The organism is Vibrio sp. 1731, from assembly GCF_033339955.1.
GTDB lineage: Bacteria > Pseudomonadota > Gammaproteobacteria > Enterobacterales > Vibrionaceae > Vibrio > Vibrio alginolyticus.
This window is the reverse complement of the sequence record NZ_JAWOVO010000001.1, coordinates 378,914-401,320: the sequence shown is the minus strand read 5'-3', so window position 1 is coordinate 401,320 and position 22,407 is coordinate 378,914. Positions and strand designations below refer to the sequence as shown.

The 22,407-nt window shown below is 43.9% G+C and carries 21 protein-coding genes; 13 read left to right on the top strand and 8 right to left on the bottom strand.

The window, feature by feature from the left end:
- Window positions 1-49: 49 nt before the first annotated feature.
- Window positions 50-511 carry a methyltransferase family protein gene (locus tag R7035_RS01710; protein WP_005377951.1) on the top strand — a complete coding sequence of 154 codons (462 nt, stop codon included), beginning with the start codon at window positions 50-52 and terminating at the stop codon, window positions 509-511.
- 110 nt (window positions 512-621) lie between these two features.
- Here R7035_RS01710 and R7035_RS01705 read toward each other — a convergent pair whose 3' ends face one another.
- The 6 genes from R7035_RS01705 to hutC all read right to left on the bottom strand — a co-directional run bounded on the left by R7035_RS01705 (window position 622) and on the right by hutC (window position 8,100).
- Entirely contained in the window at window positions 622-1,347 is a 726-nt protein-coding gene (locus R7035_RS01705; RefSeq protein WP_017821813.1) for a DUF3581 domain-containing protein, read from the bottom strand.
- A 335-nt stretch (window positions 1,348-1,682) separates the two neighbouring features.
- Window positions 1,683-3,218, bottom strand: coding sequence for a histidine ammonia-lyase (gene hutH, locus R7035_RS01700; RefSeq protein WP_213870104.1), 1,536 nt, complete (start codon window positions 3,216-3,218; stop codon window positions 1,683-1,685).
- 11 nt (window positions 3,219-3,229) lie between these two features.
- The gene (gene hutU / locus R7035_RS01695; RefSeq protein WP_158173815.1) at window positions 3,230-4,927 is read right to left on the bottom strand and encodes a urocanate hydratase; all 1,698 of its coding nucleotides are present in this window, start codon (window positions 4,925-4,927) and stop codon (window positions 3,230-3,232) included.
- 73 nt (window positions 4,928-5,000) lie between these two features.
- Window positions 5,001-6,011, bottom strand: a complete 1,011-nt coding sequence (hutG, locus tag R7035_RS01690; RefSeq protein ID WP_047100717.1) for a formimidoylglutamase — start codon at window positions 6,009-6,011, stop codon at window positions 5,001-5,003.
- 1 nt (window position 6,012) lies between these two features.
- Window positions 6,013-7,263 (bottom strand): imidazolonepropionase, encoded by a 1,251-nt coding sequence (gene hutI / locus R7035_RS01685; protein WP_262651849.1) that lies wholly within the window; start codon window positions 7,261-7,263, stop codon window positions 6,013-6,015.
- A 129-nt stretch (window positions 7,264-7,392) separates the two neighbouring features.
- Window positions 7,393-8,100, bottom strand: coding sequence for a histidine utilization repressor (gene hutC / locus R7035_RS01680; protein WP_115385887.1), 708 nt, complete (start codon window positions 8,098-8,100; stop codon window positions 7,393-7,395).
- Window positions 8,101-8,348: 248 nt separating this feature from the next.
- On the opposite strand from hutC, the gene R7035_RS01675 reads away from it, so the two are divergent.
- Entirely contained in the window at window positions 8,349-9,092 is a 744-nt protein-coding gene (locus tag R7035_RS01675) for a sporulation protein (RefSeq protein ID WP_262651850.1), read from the top strand.
- A gap of 6 nt (window positions 9,093-9,098) precedes the next feature.
- On the opposite strand, the gene R7035_RS01670 is transcribed toward R7035_RS01675, so the two are convergent.
- Complete coding sequence (locus R7035_RS01670; RefSeq protein ID WP_170893860.1) at window positions 9,099-10,076, bottom strand: DUF3187 family protein; 978 nt, start codon at window positions 10,074-10,076, stop codon at window positions 9,099-9,101.
- A gap of 403 nt (window positions 10,077-10,479) precedes the next feature.
- Between R7035_RS01670 and thrS the strand changes: the two genes are divergently transcribed.
- From thrS to R7035_RS01640, 6 genes are all read left to right on the top strand, one after another.
- Window positions 10,480-12,408: a threonine--tRNA ligase gene (gene thrS / locus R7035_RS01665; RefSeq protein WP_005395892.1), complete on the top strand. Its 1,929-nt coding sequence runs from the start codon at window positions 10,480-10,482 to the stop codon at window positions 12,406-12,408.
- 3 nt (window positions 12,409-12,411) lie between these two features.
- Entirely contained in the window at window positions 12,412-12,963 is a 552-nt protein-coding gene (infC, locus tag R7035_RS01660) for a translation initiation factor IF-3 (RefSeq protein ID WP_080276913.1), read from the top strand.
- A 120-nt stretch (window positions 12,964-13,083) separates the two neighbouring features.
- Window positions 13,084-13,278, top strand: coding sequence for a 50S ribosomal protein L35 (rpmI, locus tag R7035_RS01655; protein ID WP_005377932.1), 195 nt, complete (start codon window positions 13,084-13,086; stop codon window positions 13,276-13,278).
- Between the two features lie 40 nt (window positions 13,279-13,318).
- Window positions 13,319-13,672, top strand: coding sequence for a 50S ribosomal protein L20 (gene rplT, locus R7035_RS01650; protein WP_004727974.1), 354 nt, complete (start codon window positions 13,319-13,321; stop codon window positions 13,670-13,672).
- A gap of 189 nt (window positions 13,673-13,861) precedes the next feature.
- Window positions 13,862-14,179, top strand: a complete 318-nt coding sequence (locus tag R7035_RS01645; protein ID WP_005377919.1) for a heavy metal-binding domain-containing protein — start codon at window positions 13,862-13,864, stop codon at window positions 14,177-14,179.
- A gap of 366 nt (window positions 14,180-14,545) precedes the next feature.
- The gene (locus R7035_RS01640) at window positions 14,546-15,355 is read left to right on the top strand and encodes a helix-turn-helix domain-containing protein (protein ID WP_005385480.1); all 810 of its coding nucleotides are present in this window, start codon (window positions 14,546-14,548) and stop codon (window positions 15,353-15,355) included.
- Here R7035_RS01640 and R7035_RS01635 read toward each other — a convergent pair.
- Window positions 15,348-15,533: a hypothetical protein gene (locus R7035_RS01635; protein WP_031780965.1), complete on the bottom strand. Its 186-nt coding sequence runs from the start codon at window positions 15,531-15,533 to the stop codon at window positions 15,348-15,350. The two genes, R7035_RS01640 and R7035_RS01635, sit on opposite strands and share 8 nt — an antisense overlap.
- Window positions 15,534-15,803: 270 nt before the next feature.
- On the opposite strand from R7035_RS01635, the gene R7035_RS01630 reads away from it, so the two are divergent.
- The 5 genes from R7035_RS01630 (at window position 15,804) to pheS (ending at window position 22,390) form a co-directional block, all read left to right on the top strand.
- Window positions 15,804-16,592, top strand: coding sequence for a TetR/AcrR family transcriptional regulator (locus tag R7035_RS01630; RefSeq protein ID WP_005377913.1), 789 nt, complete (start codon window positions 15,804-15,806; stop codon window positions 16,590-16,592).
- 249 nt (window positions 16,593-16,841) lie between these two features.
- Window positions 16,842-19,220 carry an efflux RND transporter permease subunit gene (locus R7035_RS01625; protein ID WP_318145940.1) on the top strand — a complete coding sequence of 793 codons (2,379 nt, stop codon included), beginning with the start codon at window positions 16,842-16,844 and terminating at the stop codon, window positions 19,218-19,220.
- 18 nt (window positions 19,221-19,238) lie between these two features.
- A complete protein-coding gene (locus R7035_RS01620) occupies window positions 19,239-20,030 on the top strand; it encodes an outer membrane lipoprotein-sorting protein (RefSeq protein ID WP_025766823.1) in 792 nt (263 codons plus the stop codon).
- 10 nt (window positions 20,031-20,040) lie between these two features.
- A complete protein-coding gene (locus tag R7035_RS01615; RefSeq protein ID WP_206969851.1) occupies window positions 20,041-21,216 on the top strand; it encodes a hypothetical protein in 1,176 nt (391 codons plus the stop codon).
- A 190-nt stretch (window positions 21,217-21,406) separates the two neighbouring features.
- On the top strand, window positions 21,407-22,390 hold the full coding sequence (gene pheS / locus R7035_RS01610) for a phenylalanine--tRNA ligase subunit alpha (protein ID WP_005385470.1): 984 nt from the start codon (window positions 21,407-21,409) through the stop codon (window positions 22,388-22,390).
- The last annotated feature ends 17 nt before the right edge of the window (window positions 22,391-22,407 follow it).

Below are 22,407 nucleotides of genomic sequence, written 5' to 3'. Positions count from 1 at the left end.
ACTGGGCTTTTTAGAAACCGTATTTAGACCCTTTCAAAGGATATGAATCTTGAGAAAACTTGAACTCAAAGTCCCACCTGTTGTGGTGTTTTTGCTAGTCATACTTTTGATGTACGGACTTAAAGTTTTGACGCCGAGCATGAACATTCGAGTACCCTTTGTTGAATTTGTAGTAGGTGTATTAACTTTGTTGTCTGGCTACATGGGCATTGCTGGCGTGTATGAATTTCGCAAAGTAAAAACCACAGTGAACCCAGTAAAACCTGAAGCGGCATCTTCTGTTGTAAGAACTGGTGTGTTTGCCTTTTCACGCAACCCTATGTACACGGCATTATTGCTTCTAATCATAGCAACTGGTTTGTGGTGGCAGCACTTGAGTGTGGTGCTTTGTGGCGTGATATTTGTCAGTTATATGAATCGGTTTCAAATCAAGCCTGAGGAACGCGTTCTAGAGCGATTGTTTGGTGAGGAGTATGTGGATTATAAAAATCATGTTCGTCGTTGGCTCTAAGCATTGCGTTTAGTTTTGTTTGGATGAGACATAAAAAGAAAGCCCAACGGTCGACGTTGGGCTTTCTTTTAGTAAACACGTTTTTTGTGCGCTTCTGATAGGGCAGTCGACTAGGCTGCCTTAACGAACTTTGCTAGGAATGCATCCTTACGTTCATTAAAGCGGCGTACAAGGTCATCAACCGCTTCTTGGTCATATGGCTTCAAGCCACTGGCAACCATGCGCTTAATACCTTTACCAACGACTTCACCGTCTTCTTTAAACGCAAAGTTTAAGGTGACTACACCTCGTTTTCCTTCTACGTCGAATGTTGCGCCAGTGAAATCCACCTCTGGATGCGTAAGGTCTAAGCGTGAAAATTCGACTTCCATGCTTTCATAAATAACTAATGGACGCTGGCAGTTAATCATCATTTGCTTCTCTTCCATAAGAGGAACCATGATGTGAGGGAAGTTCATACCAGAAAATTGCACGTAATTTGTCACTACATGCTCAATAAATGCCGGATCGTGGTTAGTTTCACCTTCACGGGACATGTGTAAGTATTCTTTACCTGCCTCGTCAACAACAGCGCTTTCTTTGTCACACTTATTTTCAATATGAAGTGCTACACCATCGTTTACCATGCCAGAGAAGTTAAAACGCATCTTTTGGCTAACGCCTTCTTTACTAAGAAGCACAGCGAAAAGTAAATCTCCAGGGACACAAAAGCGTTTGTTGTCTTCATCATGAATTGGGTTGTAGTCACCTGCGACACGTTTTGCAAAGTGGCTTGCTTGTTCGCGAGTGAACTGAAACTGGTGATTAGTGTTTGAAAAATAAGGTGTTAGAAACATAATTTTTACGTAGTAACCAAAACTGTGTGGGATTATATGCGAATATCTGCGTAGCAATGGTCCATCCAGTGAAAACTTCACCGTATCCTAACAATAAGACACTATTTCGGCGGATAAACCGTTAAAAACGCATACTTTAGCAACGCTTTTATTTGTGAAAACAATAAACAACGACCTTTTCGCTCGCCTATCTTTTAAAGTATAGCCATCAAAGTAGACTGGCGTTCATAAATAGTGCCATCAACATGTTTAATCGTATGTAAAAAGGCTCCACGCAGAACGTAGAGCCTTCAAGTCATCATCTGTTTATTCGATGAAATGCCAGTTGTGCTAAATTATTGAACACTTGGTAACAAGCTCTCTGGCATGAGCGTGTTGTGGATAGCCAGCTTCAGCAGAGTGTTTGCCTGTTCAATGTCCGGCGCAAAGTAGCGATCTTTATCGTAGAACGATACTTTTTCACGCAACATTTGTTTCGCAATCTCAATACGCTCAGAGGACTTGTTTGGCGCTCTAAAGTCTAGGCCTTGTGCTGCTGAGAGGTATTCGACAGCCAGAATACCGCGAGTGTTTTCGCCCATTTCTTTCAATCTGCGAGCCGCGAATGTTGCCATTGACACGTGATCTTCTTGGTTTGCAGATGTTGGCAAGCTGTCTACTGACGCTGGGTGAGCGAGTGTTTTGTTTTCACTTGCTAACGCAGCAGAGGTAACCTGAGCGATCATGAAACCAGAGTTCACACCACCATTGTCGACTAAGAACGGTGGCAGTTTTGATAGCGCGCTATCGATAAGTAATGCCATACGACGTTCAGACAAGCTGCCGATCTCGGCAATCGCAAGTGCTAGGTTGTCGGCTGCCATTGCAACCGGCTCCGCGTGGAAGTTACCGCCAGAGATGATGTCACCATCTTCAGCAAACACCAACGGATTATCTGATACGGAGTTCGCTTCTACTTGTAATACTTCCGCCGCATTGCGGATTTGCTGTAAACACGCGCCCATCACTTGAGGCTGACAGCGCAAAGAATACGGGTCTTGCACTTTTTCACAGTTAGTGTGCGAGTCACCTATTTCACTCGATGTGTCTAACAAATGACGGTATGCGAGTGCTGCGTCTATTTGGCTGCGATGACCACGTACACGGTGAATGCGCGGATCGAATGGACGTCGGCTGCCGAGAGCGGCTTCAACAGACATTGCACCACAAACGGTTGCTGACGCGAAAAGGTCTTCCGCGATAAACAGGCCTTCCAATGCGAACGCTGTTGATGCCTGAGTCCCATTTAGTAGCGCCAAGCCTTCTTTTGGCGCCAGAGTGATAGGCTCTAGACCTGCAATTTTTAATGCTTCTTGCCCGGAAATAATATTACCGTTGTGGCGAGCTTGTCCTTCTCCCAGTAATACTGTGCTCATATGGGCTAGAGGAGCTAAGTCACCTGATGCGCCAACAGAGCCCTTTTTTGGTACGCAAGGGTAAACTTGTGCGTTGACTAGGTCGGTCAGCATATTAATGACTTTTAGGCGAATCCCAGAAAAGCCACGAGACAGACTATTGATTTTTAATACCATCATCAGACGAACCGTTTCATCTGACATAAACTCACCGATACCTGCCGCATGAGAAAGAACGATACTGCGTTGAAGTGTTTCTAAATCTTCTGGTGCTATTCGTGTGTTAGCCAATAGCCCAAAACCAGTGTTAATTCCGTAAACCGTTCTATCTTCCGCGATGACTCGGTCTACGACCTGTGTGCTTTCTTCAATGGCCGGAATGGCTTCAGGATCCAAAGTAAGGTTGACTGGTGAACGGCTCACTTGGCGTAGTTCGTTTAAGCTAATATGACCTGGCTTTAGCGTTAAATTTAACATCTCTTTCATCCTTACTTGAGCTTCTTCAGTTCTTCGTTGAGCATTGGCAAATCTAGCCCTTGCTCTGCTGCACATTGTTTAGCGATATCGTATCCCGCATCAGCATGACGCATAACGCCTGTTGCTGGGTCGTTATGCAGCACGCGGGCAATACGTTCTGAGGCATCTTCACTGCCGTCACAGCAGATAACCATACCTGAGTGTTGCGAGAAGCCCATACCTACGCCACCACCGTGGTGTAGTGAAACCCAAGTTGCGCCGCCCGCCGTGTTGAGTAGCGCGTTTAATAATGGCCAGTCTGATACGGCGTCAGAACCGTCCATCATACCTTCGGTTTCACGGTTCGGGCTTGCTACAGAGCCAGAATCTAAGTGATCTCGACCAATGACAACGGGCGCTTTAAGTTCGCCATTTTTCACCATTTCGTTGAATGCTTGACCAAGACGCTCACGATCTTTAAGACCAACCCAGCAAATACGCGCAGGTAAACCTTGGAACTGGATGCGTTCGCGAGCCATATCTAGCCAGTTATGTAAGTGCGGATTATCTGGAATTAGCTCTTTTACTTTTTGGTCGGTTTTATAAATGTCATCAGGATCGCCAGAGAGAGCAGCCCAACGGAAAGGACCGATACCTTCACAGAATAGAGGACGAATGTAGGCTGGAACGAAGCCAGGAAAATCGAATGCGTTTTCTACGCCTTCTTCCAAGGCCATCTGGCGGATGTTGTTACCGTAGTCGAGTGTTGCGGCGCCGCGATTTTGCAGCTCTAACATCGCTTGAACTTGCACAGCCATGGATTTTTTCGCTGCTTTTACGACCATTGCTTCATCTTGCAAACGCATTTCTGCTGCGTGAGACATGCTCCAGCCTTGTGGTAAATAGCCATTGAGCGGGTCGTGTGCAGACGTTTGGTCTGTTACGACATCAGGCGTGATATTACGTTCTACCAGCTCAGAGAAAACGTCTGCTGCATTACCTAGTAGACCAACCGATACTGGTGTGTCTGACTCTTTAATGATAGCTAGCGCTTCATCTAAAGAAGTCGCTTTCTTATCGACATAGCCTGTACGCAGGCGGTAATCGATACGTGATTCATCACACTCTACTGCAATCATGGAGAAGCCCGCCATTGTACCAGCGAGAGGTTGAGCACCACCCATGCCACCAAGACCACCTGTTAGAATCCAACGGCCCTTTGCTTCACCGTCAAAGTGTTTTTTTGCAACAGATACGAACGTTTCGTATGTGCCTTGTACGATACCTTGCGAGCCAATGTATATCCAGCTGCCAGCGGTCATTTGGCCGTACATCATCAAGCCTTGTTTATCGAGCTCGTTGAAGTGTTCCCAGTTTGCCCAATGCGGAACAAGGTTTGAGTTTGCGATAAGCACGCGTGGGGCATTTTTATGAGTAGGAAAAACACCAACAGGCTTGCCTGATTGAACTAAAAGCGTTTGGTCATCTTCGAGTCTTTCAAGTACTTCAACAATCTTGTCGTAACATTCCCAGTTTCGCGCTGCTCGGCCAATGCCGCCATATACAACCAGTGAATGTGGATGTTCTGCAACATCAGGATCAAGGTTGTTCATCAGCATACGAAGAGGGGCTTCGGTTAGCCAAGATTTTGCGCGCAGTTTATCTCCGTGAGGTGCACGAATTGTTCTGCTTGTATCAAGTCGTGGATCTTGTCCCTGGCGCTGTGTCATTTCAGACTCCTTTAGTTTCTCGTGATGACCAAGTACTTGCTTGGTCGTAATAATCAGTGGCATCTGGGATGCATTATGGTTTGTGCTGTTTTTCCGCCATTGCGTTGGCGATATCCCAACACAAACGGGCAGCTAATCGTGCAGTTTGACTATCGACGTCATAATTTGGGTTGTATTCGGCGATATCAGCCAGCATTAGCTTATTTTTGTAATGAAGAATTCGCTCTAAAAAGGGTGCAATAGTGTCGTAACTCACTCCCCGAGCTGCTGGTGCGCTGACTCCAGGTGCGGTTGCGGCAGGAAATACATCTAGATCAATGGTCAAATAGAGGTAGTCACAGTCGTCAATAAAATGCTGAAGCTGAGTTAAGTGATAACTGTGGTTTAAGTAGCAGAGCTGATTGTCCTCTACATACCAAACATTTAACGCATCTGCTTTTTCAAATAGCGCTTTAGTGTTGCTACTACGGCTTACACCAATACAAGCGTAATGAAAGTCCCAATCGTTACGTTGACAAAAATGATGAATTTGGTTGAAGGGTGTACCAGAGCTCGGTCTTATGTCGGTGAGGTTGCTCTCAAATGCGCGCAAATCGAAATGCGCATCGAAATTAATAATGCCGATTTTAGGCTTCTTCTCTGGATGGTGCGCTTTAAAATATTCCGCTAAGCCGGAAAACGAGGCCCACGCAATCTCATGCCCACCACCTAGCACGATGACTGGCGTATGGGGCAGTGCGCTTGAAATGGTTGCTGCACATAGAGCTTGGCTCTCTTCCAGTAAGTCGTCTTCACACACCACAGTACCTAAGTCATATAGTGGGGCGTCTTGGTGCCATGCTAAATTAGCGAGTGCTCGTCGGATTAAGTCTGGCGCTTTTTTCGCGCCAATGCGTCCTTTGTTTCTCGCAACGCCAGCGTCGGTAGCAAAACCGAGTAATGAGACGCCATGCGCAACGGCACTCAACTCATCTGCTTTTTGGCGTTGAACAACGTGATGAATTCGCTGACCAAGCTTGCCGTCCTCGGCATCATGACGGCCTTGCCAATGAAATAGGGGAGAGTGTAGGTCGAATTGAGACATATTATTGGCCTCCGTGTGAAATGTATTCACCATTTACTATACGACCTACCAGACGTTTTGCTCCGACTTGATAGCTTAAATCCGCAGGGCTTTCGATATCCCAGATAGAGAAGTCCGCATCAAACCCTACTTTGATTTCGCCACGTAAGTTTTGATAACCCAGAGCTTTGGCTGCATGTTGCGTTACACCACGCAGAGCTTCTTGCGGTGTAAGGCGAAATAGCGTGCACGCCATATTCAGCATGAGTGTGAGATCAGAAAATGGTGATGTACCTGGGTTGACGTCCGTAGCAATTGCCATCGGCACGTTATGCTCTCTCAACAACTCAATCGGTGGTAACTGAGTTTCTCTTAGAAAATAAAAAGCGCCAGGCAATAGAGTGGCGACGGTGTTTGATCGAGCAAGTGCTTTAACACCTTGCTCATCTAAAAACTCGATGTGATCCGCTGACAGACCGTTGTATTGCGCAGTGAGGGCTGTACCACCGAGATTAGAAAGTTGCTCAGTATGCCCTTTAACCTTTAAGCCGTGGCGTTTTGCAGCTACAAACACTTTTTCTGTTTGTTCAAGATTGAAACCAATCGATTCACAAAAAACATCGACACTCGTAGCTAATTCTTCCTTTGCGACAACAGGGATTATGTCCTGACAAATGTGCTCAATATAATCATCTGCACGACCTTGAAACTCTGGCGGAATAGCGTGAGCGGCGAGAAGTGTAGTGGTGATTTTAACTTTGCGCTCTTGCTCTAGCATTTTGGCGGCACGGAGCATTTTTATTTCATCATTCAGTGTCAATCCATAGCCAGATTTCACCTCGACAGAAGTGACGCCACTCGCGAGTAACCCATCTAAACGTGGTAACGCTAACTCAACTAGTTGTGCTTCGGTTGCAGAGCGTGTCGCATGTACCGTTGAGAGAATCCCGCCGCCTTGTTTGGAAATTTCTTGATATGGCACGCCGTTTAAGCGCATTTCAAATTCGTTGGCACGATTGCCCGCGTAAATAAGATGAGTGTGGCAGTCGATCAAACCTGGCAGAACTAACTGGCCTTGAAGATCGATACTCTGAGGGTAATGTTGGGCAGACAACAGAGACTCGGTTTGCGGTGCGTCTTCACCAATGGCACAGGTACTGATCGCAACGATTTTTCCAGATTGAATACCAATGCGCGCTGGAGGCGTTGGAAGGTATCCGCATTCTCCCGATTGCATGGTAACTAGACGTGCGTTTTCAATCAGCAAATCCATGTTTGTGTCCCTGTGTTTATTTGTATCATTAAATGTATATACAAATAAATAGAGCAAAATAAGAACACTGACAAGGTTGATGTTGCTAAAATGTGATCAAAACGTAGATCTAGAGGACAAATCTTGTCCTTAAATGAGCACTTTTGAGCTCAGCTTATATTTGCTACCAGGGTGATAAAGTAGGGCGGTACTGACTAATTTATCTTGGCTCCACGTTCTGCGATTCAAGAGAAGGCAAGGTTCATTGGCTTGCATTTTTAAGTCTTGCTTAATACGGCTTTCAGGCACAATTGCCTCTACAGTATGTTCTATCGCGCTGAGTGGGCAATTATTTGACAGGTATTGATTTGGAGTGATTTGTGTGAAGTCTTGATTTAAATAACTCGGAGCATATTGGCTATTCACCCAGCGGAGCTCCAATTGAATCGGCGTTTGGTCTTCATAGTGAATAATTTCACTGTAAAACACTGTCGTGCCTAGCATAACGCCGAGTTTTGTCGCAATGTTGTCATCTGCTTTTATGGCAATCTGTTTGAGCACTTTACTGCCATACTTTCGCCCTCTATCGCTGACTTCTTCGGCAATGTTTCGAATGTCTAGCAGGGGAGATTCTGACTTTTCACCAGGATCACACACGAACGTGCCTAAGCGTGGGCGACGTTGTAATCGGCCCTCATTAACTAAATCCCGAATTGCTTTGTTCACTGTCATTCTACTGACACCAAATTGCTCGGTAAGCTCAATCTCGGTGGCGATGCGATGACCAACTACCCACTCTCCAGCCTCAATTTTATCCAGGATAAATTGTTTAATTTGAATGTAGAGTGGTGCAGACATAATCATTTTCCTTTATTTGACTATACAAATACTGCTTAATTTAGGTACAAATTGCAAACATTTCTCGACGAATGTACAGCTTAGTGACCGAACAATCCTATTGCAGGGCTGAATGACTCTTGCTGCTGAGCATTATTTGGATTGATGATTGAATTCAAACATTTTCTTGTGGTCTATTGCTTGCACAGCAGAAAACAATTGTGTAAACAAACGATCATTAGAAGAAAAGTCGCTAAAAAAGGAAAAATATGTTTAAAAAATTGAAAGCATCACTGGGGATCGGCTCTGCAAAAGTAGATACCATTTTGGACGAAATGAGCGTGTTTCAAGGAGCGACGCTGAAAGGGCATGTTCATATCAAAGGCGGAGACGTCGAACAACAAATTGATGCTATTACGATTAAATTGAACACGGAAATGAAAGTCGAAGTGGATGATAGCGTAAGTTACCAAACCTTCACTATTGATCAATTGAAAGCAGTTGACCCTTTTGTGATTCAACCTAATGAAGAAAAGCAGGTTCCGTTTGAGCTAAAACTGCCTGATGAAACGCCAATTACTGCGGTTAGCGCACTTAAGAATCAATGTCATGTTTGGGTCGAGACGACGTTAGATATTGATTTTGCGATTGACCCGCGTGACCGTGACTATATTGAAGTGAAACCACTACCAGTAGCATCTCGGGTTATTCAAGCGATCGAGCAAGCTGGCTTCACTATGGTTAAAGCCGATGTTGAAAAAGGCTTTTTGCGCGGTGGCTCGTTTGCCTCTCGCTCTGGTATTTATCAAGAGCTAGAGTTCCGTAACAGCGGCTTTATCTCATCAAAAGAAATTGAGCTCTCTTTTATTCTGGAAGGGCAGGTCATGCATTGTTTGGCAGAGATTGACCGTTCGCTCAGCTTGGCTGGTGACCAATATCGCTCGTTTACGTTGCCGATCAATGCAACCGATGCTCAAGTCGCTGCCGCAGTTGCACCAACGCTAAATCTATAGCTCTCATCAACTTGATGAAAATATGTACCGATATCCTATTGTGAAAGCGATATCGGTACTGTTATCCATGTTTCTTGCGTTCTCTACGGCTAAAAACTCAAGCGCTGAATTTTCCATTAGATATCGATAGCCCAATACCAGTTCATTAGAGGCATCAGCAAACTCTGTGGGCCCTTCTGTTGAGCCTTGATACCAATGATATTCCAACATCAGGTGATGGTTATCTTCTAAGGCATAACGGTACCCACCCGCAATGGCAATCGTATTATGTCGATAGGGCAGATCGAGCAAGGCACGGTCATCCGAGCGAAAAGTCATGCCAATCATCGAATAAAATGCATGAGCATCACTTAAGTAGCTGTAGTTTAATTGGAAGCCTTGCTCGAAACTGCTACCTTGAAAAGTACCGTGAGCCACATCGTTAAAATACAAACTGCCGCCAATCGATAGGCCGTGATGTTCATTTTGGAACACTTGATACTGTAAGTAAGTAGATAGGTTATTGGCCAGTGTTTGTCCTTCGAAATCATCTTCAAGCACATCATATTGCGGCATTGAAATGTAAAAACGATCTCTGTCTACTTTATCCCGCCCATTTTGTCCGATACCGAAAAGTTTATGGAAGCTTTTCGTCAGTCCATCTAAATGGTTGTCAGCGGCAAAGACCCATCGATAGTTGAGCTCCCACTGCCAACGGTTGCTGACTTGCCATTTGCTGCCTAATTCGATTTGATTGTGGTAATAATCCAGTGCGTATTCATCAGTATGAGCCCAAACACTTGCCACGGTTCCCGAACCATAAGCTTCGACAAAACCATAGGGCAGACTATGTCCTGAACGCAGTACGTTGGTGTGACTAACCACTTGCATTGGGGATTGTGCGTAAGAACGCAGCGGGCCATATAAGTCATTTGATGCGAAGGCTTGCAAAGAACATATCGAGGTGCTTAGAAGCACCATAAAGTGCGATTTGAAATAGACCATGATGAATACCTACATACAAACTACTCTATAAAACAACTATATACCTAAATCGCACGTTGAGCACTCGCCCAGCGTGTTAGGCTTTGTATCGGTTCACACGTAATAGGCGATATTGTAATTTGTTGTGTAAGTTCATTGAGGGGCAATTCCATTCACCAGCTATGCGGTCTCTTAAAAAAGCATGATCAGTTTGTCGTGACGGGTCTGCGGTTAAGTTCTTATGACCAAACAAAATCGCGCTTTGCATTCTAAATGTGAGCTAGGTACAATCCCATTTTCGATAACGGTCCGGTATTCGTGTTACCGAGAGGCCTTTATTGACTCTCAACTATTTTCAACAAATAGCTTCTAATTTGAATAACATGTGTTGCTTGGTGTGCAACACCACTGTAAAGGACATAGCATGCCTATTATTACTCTTCCTGACGGCAGTCAGCGTCAATTTGACAACCCAGTATCTACTATGGAAGTTGCGCAATCGATCGGTCCCGGTCTTGCCAAAGCAACTATCGCTGGTCGTGTAAACGGTAACCGCGTTGATGCGTGTGACCTAATTGAAGAAGACGCAAGCCTTGAAATCATCACAGTTAAAGATGAAGTAGACGGTCTAGAAATCGTTCGTCACTCTTGTGCTCACCTTCTTGGTCACGCTCTTAAGCAGCTTTACCCTCAAGCTAAAATGGCGATCGGTCCAACCATCGACAATGGCTTCTACTACGATATCGACCTAGACGAATCTCTAACGCAAGAAGATCTTGAAAAGATTGAAAAGCGTATGAAAGAGCTAGCGAAAACCAAGTACGAAGTGGTTAAGAAAAAAGTAAGCTGGCAGGAAGCGCGTGATACGTTTGAATCACGTGGCGAACCATACAAAGTGGAAATCCTTGACGAAAACGTATCTCGTGATGATCGTCCAGGCCTTTACCACCATGAAGAATACATCGACATGTGTCGTGGTCCTCACGTTCCTAACATGAGCTTCTGTCAACACTTCACTTTGCTGAATGTTGCAGGTGCTTACTGGCGTGGTAACAGCGACAACAAAATGCTTCAACGTATCTACGGTACGGCTTTCCACGACAAGAAAGCACTGAAAGCGCACCTAACTCGCCTAGAAGAAGCGGCGAAGCGTGATCACCGTAAGATTGGTAAGCAACTCGACCTATTCCACATGCAGCAAGAAGCACCGGGTATGGTGTTCTGGCATCACAATGGTTGGTCTATCTTCCGTGATCTAGAAGTATTCATCCGCGCTAAGCTAGATGAGTACGGTTACCAAGAAGTGAAAGGTCCACTTATGATGGACCGTGTTCTTTGGGAACGCTCTGGGCACTGGGACAAATACGCTGATGCAATGTTCACAACTTCTTCTGAGAACCGTGAATACGCGATTAAGCCAATGAACTGTCCAGGTCACGTACAGATCTTCAACCAAGGTCTAAAATCGTACCGCGACCTACCGCTACGTATGGCTGAGTTTGGCTCATGTCACCGTAACGAACCATCTGGTGCACTACACGGTATTATGCGTGTACGTGGCTTTACTCAGGATGACGCTCACATTTTCTGTACTGAGAGCCAAATTCAAGAAGAAGTAACAAACTGTATCAAGATGGTGTACGATACGTACCAAACATTTGGTTTCGACAACATCGTAGTGAAACTGTCTACTCGTCCAGAGAAACGTGTAGGTTCAGATGAAATCTGGGATCAATCTGAAGAAGCATTGAAGCAGTCTCTTGAATCGATGGATATCCCATACGAAATTCAAGAAGGCGAGGGTGCGTTCTACGGCCCTAAGATTGAATTCACACTATACGATTGTCTAGACCGTGCGTGGCAGTGTGGTACTGTCCAGCTAGACTTCAACCTACCAGGTCGCTTAGGTGCAACTTATGTAGGTGAAAACAATGAACGTCTTGTACCGGTAATGATTCACCGTGCGATTCTAGGTTCACTAGAGCGCTTCATCGGTATCCTTATCGAAGAATATGCTGGTTTCTTCCCAACTTGGTTGGCGCCAGAACAAGCAGTTCTTATGAACATTACTGATAAACAGTCAGGTTATGTTCAAGAAATAGTACAAAAACTACAAAAAAGTGGAATTAGAGCTAAAGCGGACTTGAGAAATGAGAAGATTGGCTTTAAAATCCGCGAACATACTTTGAAGCGTGTACCGTATATGCTTGTTGTTGGTGACCAAGAAATGGAAGCTGGCGAAATAGCAGTGCGTACTCGTAAAGGTAAAGATCTTGGTAAATTTAAAGTGGATGATTTTATTGCATACATCCAAGACGAGATCTCTAGCCGTAAGCTCAATCTGGAGGAATAAGCTATTAAAGGCGGAAGACGTGGCCAACAGCCGGTAAAACAAAACCCGCACCGTATCAACGGTGAAATTCGTGGTATTCGTGAAGTTCGACTAACAGGCGCTGACGGTGAATCAGTTGGTGTTGTATCGATTCAAGAAGCCATTGCAGCTGCTGAAGAAGCTGGTATGGATCTCGTTGAGATCAGTCCTAACGCCGAGCCACCTGTTTGTCGTGTGATGGACTATGGTAAGTTCCTCTTCGAGAAGAGCAAAACTGCTAAAGAGCAGAAGAAGAAGCAAAAGCAGGTCCAGATCAAGGAAGTAAAATTCCGTCCTGGAACTGATATTGGAGACTATCAGGTAAAACTACGCAACCTGACGCGTTTCCTTGAAGAAGGCAACAAAGTGAAAGTAACAATTCGCTTCCGTGGCCGAGAGATGGCACACCAAGACATCGGTGTTGACGTTCTAAATCGTCTTAAGGAAGATACTGCAGAAATTGCTGTAGTTGAATCTTTCCCTAAGAAGATTGAAGGTCGCCAGATGATCATGGTGCTAGCCCCTAAAAAGAAGTAATTAACGGCTCATCAAGTAATTAAAACCTAGCCGCTTTCCTTTATATAAAGGCATATGGCTGGGTTTTGTTCGCCCTAATTACGTTGTTTATTAAACCTACTCAATGCGGAGTTATTCATCATGCCTAAGATGAAAACCAACAAAGGTGCTGCTAAGCGTTTTAAGAAAACTGCTGGTGGTATTAAGTACAAGCACGCTACAAAACGTCACATCCTGACTAAGCGTACTACTAAGAACAAGCGTCAACTACGTCCGAATGCAATCCTTCCAAAATGTGAAGTGGCTGCAGTAATCCGTATGTTGCCATACGCTTAATTCTTTTTAGTTATCAATCGTTTAGTTTAGGAGAAGCATAATGCCTCGCGTAAAACGTGGTGTACAAGCTCGTGCACGTCATAAGAAAGTTCTAAAACAAGCTAAAGGTTACTACGGTGCGCGTTCACGTGTTTACCGCGTAGCTTTCCAAGCAGTTACTAAAGCTGGTCAATACGCTTACCGTGACCGTCGCGCTAAGAAACGTCAATTCCGTCAACTATGGATTGCACGTATCAATGCGGCATCTCGTCAAAATGGTCTATCTTACAGCCGTTTCATCAACGGTCTGAAGAAAGCATCTATCGAGATCGACCGTAAGATCCTTGCGGACATCGCTGTATTCGACAAAGCTGCATTTGCAGTTCTAGTTGAAAAAGCGAAAGCTGCTCTTTAATTAGCAGTTTAGGATTAAGAGAAGGAGAGCATTAGCTCTCCTTTTTTATTGCTAAAATTTATACCCAAATGACTTTTAGCTTGGCTATTTAGAGTATTGTTTATCAGTGTTCTCAATTTATTGGTTAGCATCTTATGTTAGTTATAAGGTAGCTTGGGTATAAATTTTTACGTTTATAAGGGATTAAAAATGATCTACACAACGACCGAAAGCATTCCTGGCAAGCAGATCTCTGAAATCAGAGGGGTTGTAACTGGTAATGTTGTTCAATCAAAGCATATTGGCCGTGACCTCATGGCGGGTATCAAGAGCATTGTTGGCGGCGAAATTCGTGGTTACACGGAAATGATGACCGACGCGCGTGATATTGCTATACAGCGCATGGTGGCGGACGCTGAATCTAAAGGTGCCGATGCAATAGTAGGGATTCGATTTACCACAAGCTCAATCGTAGATGGTTCTTCGGAAATTTTGGCATTTGGTACTGCAGTGAAACTAGCGGACTAGTCTACTTGAATAGCATTGCAAAAATGCTAATAGAGAGCGGTGAATTATTATGCATTTACCGTTCTGTTCCTTTTAGGTTAATTATTCTAGATTTTTGTAGAGAGAATAGGTTTATATTCTCAACTTTACGTTACTATTAAAATTAATCACGATGATTTAGAGTAATTGCTTTACTTTTATTTTGCATATTATTTTATATCTATAATGAAATTGAATTCATATTGAATTTTTCATTTGTTGTGTGAATTCTCTTTTCGGTATATTAATTCATGTTTTTCTTATAAAAATATGAACTTATACCTTGCCAAGCGGTTCTAAATTGTTACAAATACTATACAGCTGTAACATTGCCAAAAGGAATTGTAGATGAGAGATCTGACTCCCGAATACTTGCTAGCCGCATTACGCCAAGCGATTAAAACAAAAGGGCTAACATATCGAGAGCTATCTGAGAAAATGGGTATGCCACTATCTACCTTTAAGAGACATCTTACAAGCACGAATCTCGCTTTAGATAAGTTGCTGGAATATTGTAGAGCGGTTGATTGCACGTTAGATGAACTACAAAAGCTCGCAAATCAATTGCAAGGTGAAGACGAGGATTACTTTAGTCGCACACAGGATGAAGTATTCTTTCAATTCCCTCACCTTTACGACTTTTATCGTGAATTGAGAATGCTTCGAGGTAAAGACGGTTATTCTATTTTAAAGAAAAAGTATGACTTGTCTGAGCAGAGCATGTCTGATTACTTAAAAGCATTAGAGTTGTTGGATCTCGTTTACGTTGATGAAGATAAAAATATAACGCTGCACGGGCCTTTATATTATAGCTATGCAGAGAACTCCAAGCTCAACGACAAATATACCGAAATCATAAAAGAGCAGACGACTACCCACGATAAGTGTGTTCGCGTTGCTTTGGCGCGTATGAAAATTACTGAAGAACAGCTTTTGTTACTGGAAGATCAAGTTGCAAAGACCGTCATTGATTTTCATTCCAAAAATGTTGTAGCAGAGAACTTTAATGTCTCTGATTTTACTAATATTGTTCTACTTGCTGGGCCACATCAGCCAGTCACATTCTCTGACGGCATTATTGAGACAGAGGGGCGATTTATTGATGATATTCGTTATGCCATCGCAGCTGCAGGTGATAAGCCAAGCCTATCTATATAGATTTTGAGCCTTTTTTGAAGAGAGTTTCTGAAAGGGCGTTGCAAAAGAAAAAGCCTAAGACAGCAAATACTTTGTAAGTAGGGCATTCAGCGGTGTTTGCTCTTAATTCAGACTTAAAGTGTGTTGGGCTTATTTCGAATAATACCTGTTCAGCATCTACTTTCGTTATTTTTAACATGCTGATTTCCTTCGTTGTTCCTCCCAAAGCCTCTCTCGCTTCCTCTACAAAGAAACCATTCTCGTTGAACCAAGCATCCTGTAGCTACTTGGGTATGCATAATTGGTAGCTATTTATCTTCTAATTATAAATTCATACTTGAAATGTTTGTTTTTTGATCTATTATGACGAAGTGTCATTTGTGACGGTTCGTCAACTTTAGTTGCGTTCCCGTATTAAAGAATCGTGTTACAATTATTGGGAGTGTGTTGGTATACGGATCAAAGGATTATGTTTAACTTTCGCTGTAAAAAATATAGCAAGCAAGACGGATGTCGTGTGTCTTCAGGGCTAACAAAAAAGCAACAGGCGATTGCTGATCGTGAGATAGAGCTTATTCAATTGGCTAAGTCTTTAGTTCAAGAGCAAGGCTTTGCCAACTTAACGATGGACAAGCTTACAGCGTCAAGCCCTTATTCTAAAGGGACGATCTACAATCATTTTTGCAGCAAAGAAGATGTGATTCTTGCGCTTTGTATTCATTCGCTGAAAAGCGAAGCAATATTTTTCGAACGTACCGCCAAATTTAATGGCAATACCAGAGAAAAAATCATTGCGATGCATGTAGGTTATCGTATTTACGCTCGTATGGAGCCAGTACTATCAACTTGTGCGATTGTTGCAAAGACGCCTTGGGTTCTAGAGAAGGCTTCGCCTAAACGTGTGAATGAACTGAATAACTTGGAAGAACAAGTAATAGATGGTGCTGATGCGCTGGTGAACAATGCGGTAGAATGTGGTGATCTTAAGTTTTCTCCCGCAATTGGTTCTGATGCTATTGTATTCGCCAACTGGTCTATTGCATTCGGTTCAAACGCTTTGGCGCAAAATGCATCGAACAGTCGATGTATTCAGCGAATTCAAGACCCATTCTCAGTACTGCACAACGCGAATATGTTACTTGATGGTTTAGGTTGGTCGCCTTTATCTACAGAATGGGACTACCGTAAAACCTGGCGTCGAGTGGAGCAGGAGTTATTTAGTGAAGAGCTTGCTTATTTAGAGTCAGTGAATCGCTAATAAACTGGAAAGGCCAATCTGACGTTATGGTTGGCTTTTTTATCGCACTATTGTGACGAATCGTCATTAAATCTCGAGGGTTGGCGTTCAGCCAATGATCACGAGAAGCATAGGAAGTTACTAAAAACTGACTTATGTAGCCAAATTCATTCGATCTAAAGTTTGCATGTCGAGTTTGTCTGGTTATTTACAGCATTTGCTGTTTTTTTAGTTTTTAAATTTGACGAAACGTCACAAAAGGAGAGTGTGATGCCACATCACAACGTTCAACAATACGCCCGTTCAGGGTGGGGTAAGCTACCAACGAATTACAGTGTATTGGTGATGCTTGCTACCGTTTTATTGATTGTCATAGCAACCATTGGAGGAAAAAATCTTTACTTTAGAGGAGATTACGACATCTTCTTTGATGGAACAAATGAGCAGTTACTTGCGTTTGATGAAATTCAAACCACCTTTGCAAAATCTGACAGTCTTGCTTTGGTTATAGCGCCAAAGAGCGGCACTGTTTTTACTCCTAGCACATTATCTCTTATTCAGCAGATCACTGACGAGGCGTGGCAAGTTCCATACTCCACCCGCGTTGATTCCCTCGCTAACTACCAGCATACCGAAGCGTTTGAAGATGATCTTCTTGTCAAAGATTTACTGTATAGCGAATATGAATTGACACCTCAACGAATAGAGAAAGTCAAAAGTATTGCGTTGAGTGAGCCGGTTTTGAAAAGTTCACTGATTTCTGAAAAAGGAGATGTCACGGTCGTAAACATTACGGTCCAACTCCCTGAAATAGATAAAACTGCTGAAGTACAAGAGGTGGTTGCTTACATAAACGGAATGATTGAGCGTTATCAGCAAGTGTACCCAGACACCGAATTCCACAAGGCTGGCATTATTGCAATGAACTACGCGTTTATGACCGCAGCCCAAGATGATAGCGCAACATTAGTGCCAACTATGTTACTAGTGATATTGGTGTTTCTGACCATCATGTTGCGCTCATTGCTTAGCGTCATCGCGACGCTCATCGTTATTATCGGCTCGGTTATGGTTACAATGGGCTTGTCAGGATGGGCTGGTATGTTCTTAAGCACGGCGACCGTTAATGTGCCTACCTTGGTGATGACGCTTGCCGTCGCAGACTGTGTACACATCATCGCGACAATGCGTCAGTCTATGCAAAACGGCTTTAGTAAAGCCCACTCTATTGAGCGAAGTATTGCGCTCAATTTCATGCCTATCTTGATTACCTCCATTACCACCGCGATCGGCTTTTTAATGATGAATATGTCGGATTCTCCAATCCTGAGAGATTTCGGCAACCTATCAGCCCTTGGCGTCATGGTTGCTTGTTTCCTTTCCATCACGTTACTTCCCGCCTTGCTTAATATCCTTCCGGTTACGGTGAAGTCGGATATTTCTGATGAAAGAAAGCACTTTATGGATCATTTAGGAGATTTCGTGGTGTCAAAGCGACATGCTTTATTGCCGTTGTCGGTGCTTGTTATTGTCGCGAGTGCGAGCTTGATTCCACTGAACAAAGTCAATGATGAATCCGTCGAGTACTTTGGCCATAGCAATGAATTTCGCCGAGCGGCTGATTTTATGGAAGAGCGAATCAGTGGCATGGCGAACATCAGTATCGCGATAAAAACCAACGAATCGCAGGGTATTGCGGATCCTAATTTTCTCAATACCGTGGGTAAATTTACTGACTGGCTAAGGTTGCAGCCAGAAACGGACCATGTTGCGACCTTGAGCGATGTTTATAAGCGCCTAAACAAGAACATGCATGGAGATGATCAGGCTTATTACTCGCTCCCTCAAGACAGAGAATTAGCGGCTCAATATCTGATGCTTTACGAAATGTCACTACCGTATGGTTTAGATTTGAACAACCAAATCAATGTAGATAAGTCGTCGATCAAGATGGTTCTCACCGTGGAGAACTTGGGCAGCGTCGAGCTTGTTGATTTGGAAAATCGCATTTACCAATGGTTTAACGAAAACGCGCCTCAATATGATGTTGTTGCTTCTAGTCCTTCATTGATGTTTGCGCATATTGGTGAAACGAATATGGCCAGCATGCTGTCAACCTTGCCCATTACTCTTGTCTTAATCTCTGCATTACTGATCTTTGCCTTGCGTTCGTTCAAGCTTGGCTTAATTAGTCTTGTCCCGAATATTGCTCCTGCGCTTATTGGTTTTGGTATTTGGGCGCTGGTTTCTGGCGAGATAAACTTGGGATTGTCTGTCGTTGTGACATTAACGCTTGGTGTTGTTGTCGATGACGCCGTTCACTTTCTTTCTAAATATCAACATGCTCGTAAAGATGGCCACAGTGCGGAGCAAGCGGTTCGCTACGCCTTTCGCACCGTGGGGCGCGCGCTTTGGATTACGACGGTCGTGCTTGTTGCTGGTTTCTCTGTTCTGGCGATGTCGAGCTTCCGCTTAAATGCCGATATGGGACAGTTGAGTGCCATTGTTATCTTCATTGCTCTTGTTGTGGATTTCATCTTTCTACCGACTCTACTGATGTTGTTTGACAAAGGCGTTTACGACGAGGTGGAGCGCCGAAATAAGCTTAAATCAACTGACTCTCAAACCAAGACTGTTACTCAGTCATAACGAATTAAAGGATTGAACATGAATTTAGTAAAAAATGCCTTAAAAGTATCAGTACTTTCTGTCTCGCTTATTATGAGTCATGCGGTGTTGGCGGATGAAGCCAAAGGACTAGAAATTGCCCAAGAGCGCAAAGCCCGTGATGAAGGGTGGGGGGATTCTGTTGCTACGATGCAAATGATTCTGCGAAACGCGCAAGGAGAAAGCAGCACACGTTTAATGCGCTTACAATCACTCGAAGTTGATGGCGATGGTGACAAAGGGCTCACGATATTTGATGAACCGAGAGATGTAAAAGGCACGGCGTTTCTTAACCATTCTCATACGGTGGGTGCCGATGACCAATGGCTTTACCTTCCTGCACTGAAACGTGTGAAACGTATTTCCTCGCGTAACAAATCAGGTCCTTTTATGGGCAGTGAATTCGCGTATGAGGATCTCAGTTCCTTTGAGATTGAAAAATACCGTTTCAACTACCTAAAAGATGACAGCATAAACGGGCAAGATGTTTTCGTCGTAGAGCAAATTCCGACCGATAAGAACTCAGGTTATACCAAGCAAACGGTATGGTTAGATAAAGCGCATTATCGTCCACTTAAAGTTGAGTTTTACGACCGCAAAGGCTCTTTGTTAAAAACGCTTTCTTTTTCCGATTACAAGCAATATCTCAACCAATATTGGCGAGCGCACACTATGGCGATGACAAACCATCAAACAGGAAAAAGTACTGAGCTAACGACTAGCGAAATGCGTTTTAACACTGGATTACAAGACAATGACTTTCATAAGAATGTGTTGAAGCGAGTGAGGTAGTGGAGGAAAAATGAAGCGATTAAATGTTGGGTTGTTGCTTAGTGCAGCAGCCTTTTTTTACTCGATGCCTCTGACTGCCGTCGAGCTCGCAGGACAAGTCAATATTGAGCATCGTCAGTTTTTTAAAACGGGCTCTCAGGGTCAGAGCAAAGCGCAAACGTCATTGGTTTTGCAGCCAGAATTTTACTGGGAGATGCAAAATGGTGATGCAAACTTTACTTTCACACCTTTCTATCGTCTGGATGGTCTAGACGATGAGCGAAGTCATGGCGACATACGAGAGGCACTTTATCTGACTTATTGGGATGATTATGAGCTTCGAGTTGGGATTAGTAAGGTCTTTTGGGGAGTGACTGAATCAGCCCATTTAGTTGATGTCGTAAACCAAACAGATGCCATTGAAGCCGTCGATGGTGAAGATAAACTCGGTCAGCCGATGTTACATTTTACCTCTTTCAAAGACTGGGGCACCGTCCACGCAATGTTGTTACCTTACTTTAGGGAACGAACGTTTGCGGGTACAGATGGCCGCTTGCGAACCGACCCCGTTGTCTCTGATGATGCTATCTATGAATCAAGCAGAGAAGAGAAGCACGTAGATGTGGCTTTTCGATATTCGAAAATGCTTGGCGATTGGGACGTAGGCCTGAGCTATTTATATGGAACAAACCGGGATCCTTACTTTCGTTTTGAGTACGGAGAATTAAAGCCTTACTACGCTCTGATGAGTCATGTCGGTCTGGATGTGCAAGGAATTGTTGGCGATTGGTTATGGAAACTAGAAAGTGTTTATCGAGATAGCGCTGATAATCATGTCGGTCTTGTGACGGGTTTTGAGTATACCTTCGTCGGTGCATTTGACACGGTTTGGGATGTGGGAGTTATTGGTGAGTACCTCTATGACAGTCGTGGGAACAACGCACAAACTATCGGTCAAAATGATGTGTTTGCAGGTATTCGTTGGGCGCTCAATGATGAGGACGGAACGGAAGTATTGACGGGAATTACGAAGGATTTAGATAACGATGATGTTTACAATGCTAAGTTAGAAGCATCGAGCCGAATATCGAATCACGTTAAGTGGCAAATTGATGCTTGGTTGTTTAAAAATGAAACACCAAATGATTTGCTCTACTTCGCTAGAGATGACGATTTTATCGAGCTATCTATTCAATACTATTTCTAAAAAAAAGGGCACAACTAAACGGCAGTTCAACTAAAGATGACATTTTTGACGTTTTTGTGCTCTTTTTATTCAATAACCTCTTCTTTTCGTAATTCAATTTGGCATTGGTGCCCGGTTTGGCTACTATGTACAGCTATCAAAAAACCAATCACTCCCTTATGGACACTACCTACAGGTAGATGAGGAAACGATGCAACATCTAGAAGAGATCATTGCTAGCGCGAGCACTGCAATTGAAGCTGCCGAATCGCTAGTCGCACTTGATGAAGTGCGTGTTCAGTATCTGGGTAAAAAAGGTGAGCTAACTGCTCAACTTCAAAGCCTAGGCAAACTACCACCAGAAGAACGCCGTGAAGCTGGTCAAGAGATCAATAAAGCGAAAGGCGTCGTTCAGCAAGCTATCGCAGCTCGTAAAGATGCACTACAACGTGCTGAGCTTGAAGCAAAACTAGCAGCAGAAACAATCGACGTAACACTACCAGGTCGTCGTATTGAAAACGGTGGTTTACACCCAGTAACTCGTACTGTAGAGCGTATTGAGAAGTTCTTTGGCGAACTTGGTTTTAACACCGAGGCTGGACCAGAGATCGAAGATGCATTTCACAACTTCGATGCGCTAAACATCGCAGCTGATCACCCAGCGCGTACTGACCACGATACTTTCTTCTTCAACCCAGACTTGATGCTTCGTACTCATACGTCAGGCGTACAGATCCGTACGATGGAAAATGGTAAACCACCATTCCGTTTCATCGCACCAGGCCGTGTATACCGTAACGACTACGACCAAACTCACACGCCAATGTTCCACCAAGTGGAAGGCATGCTGGTTGATGAGAACGTAAACTTTGCTCAGCTGAAAGGCATCCTGCACGATTTCCTATGTAACTTCTTCGAAGAAGAAGTAGAAGTACGTTTCCGTCCATCTTACTTCCCATTCACTGAGCCTTCAGCTGAAGTAGACGTGAAAGGCAAAAACGGTAAATGGTTAGAAGTACTAGGCTGCGGTATGGTTCACCCGAACGTGCTACGTAGCGTAGGTATCGATCCTGAAAAATACTCTGGTTTCGCATTCGGTATGGGTGTTGAGCGTCTAACAATGCTTCGTTACGGCGTGAACGACCTACGTGCGTTCTTCGAGAACGATCTTCGTTTCCTAAAACAGTTCAAGTAATCCAGAGGGTTCATCAA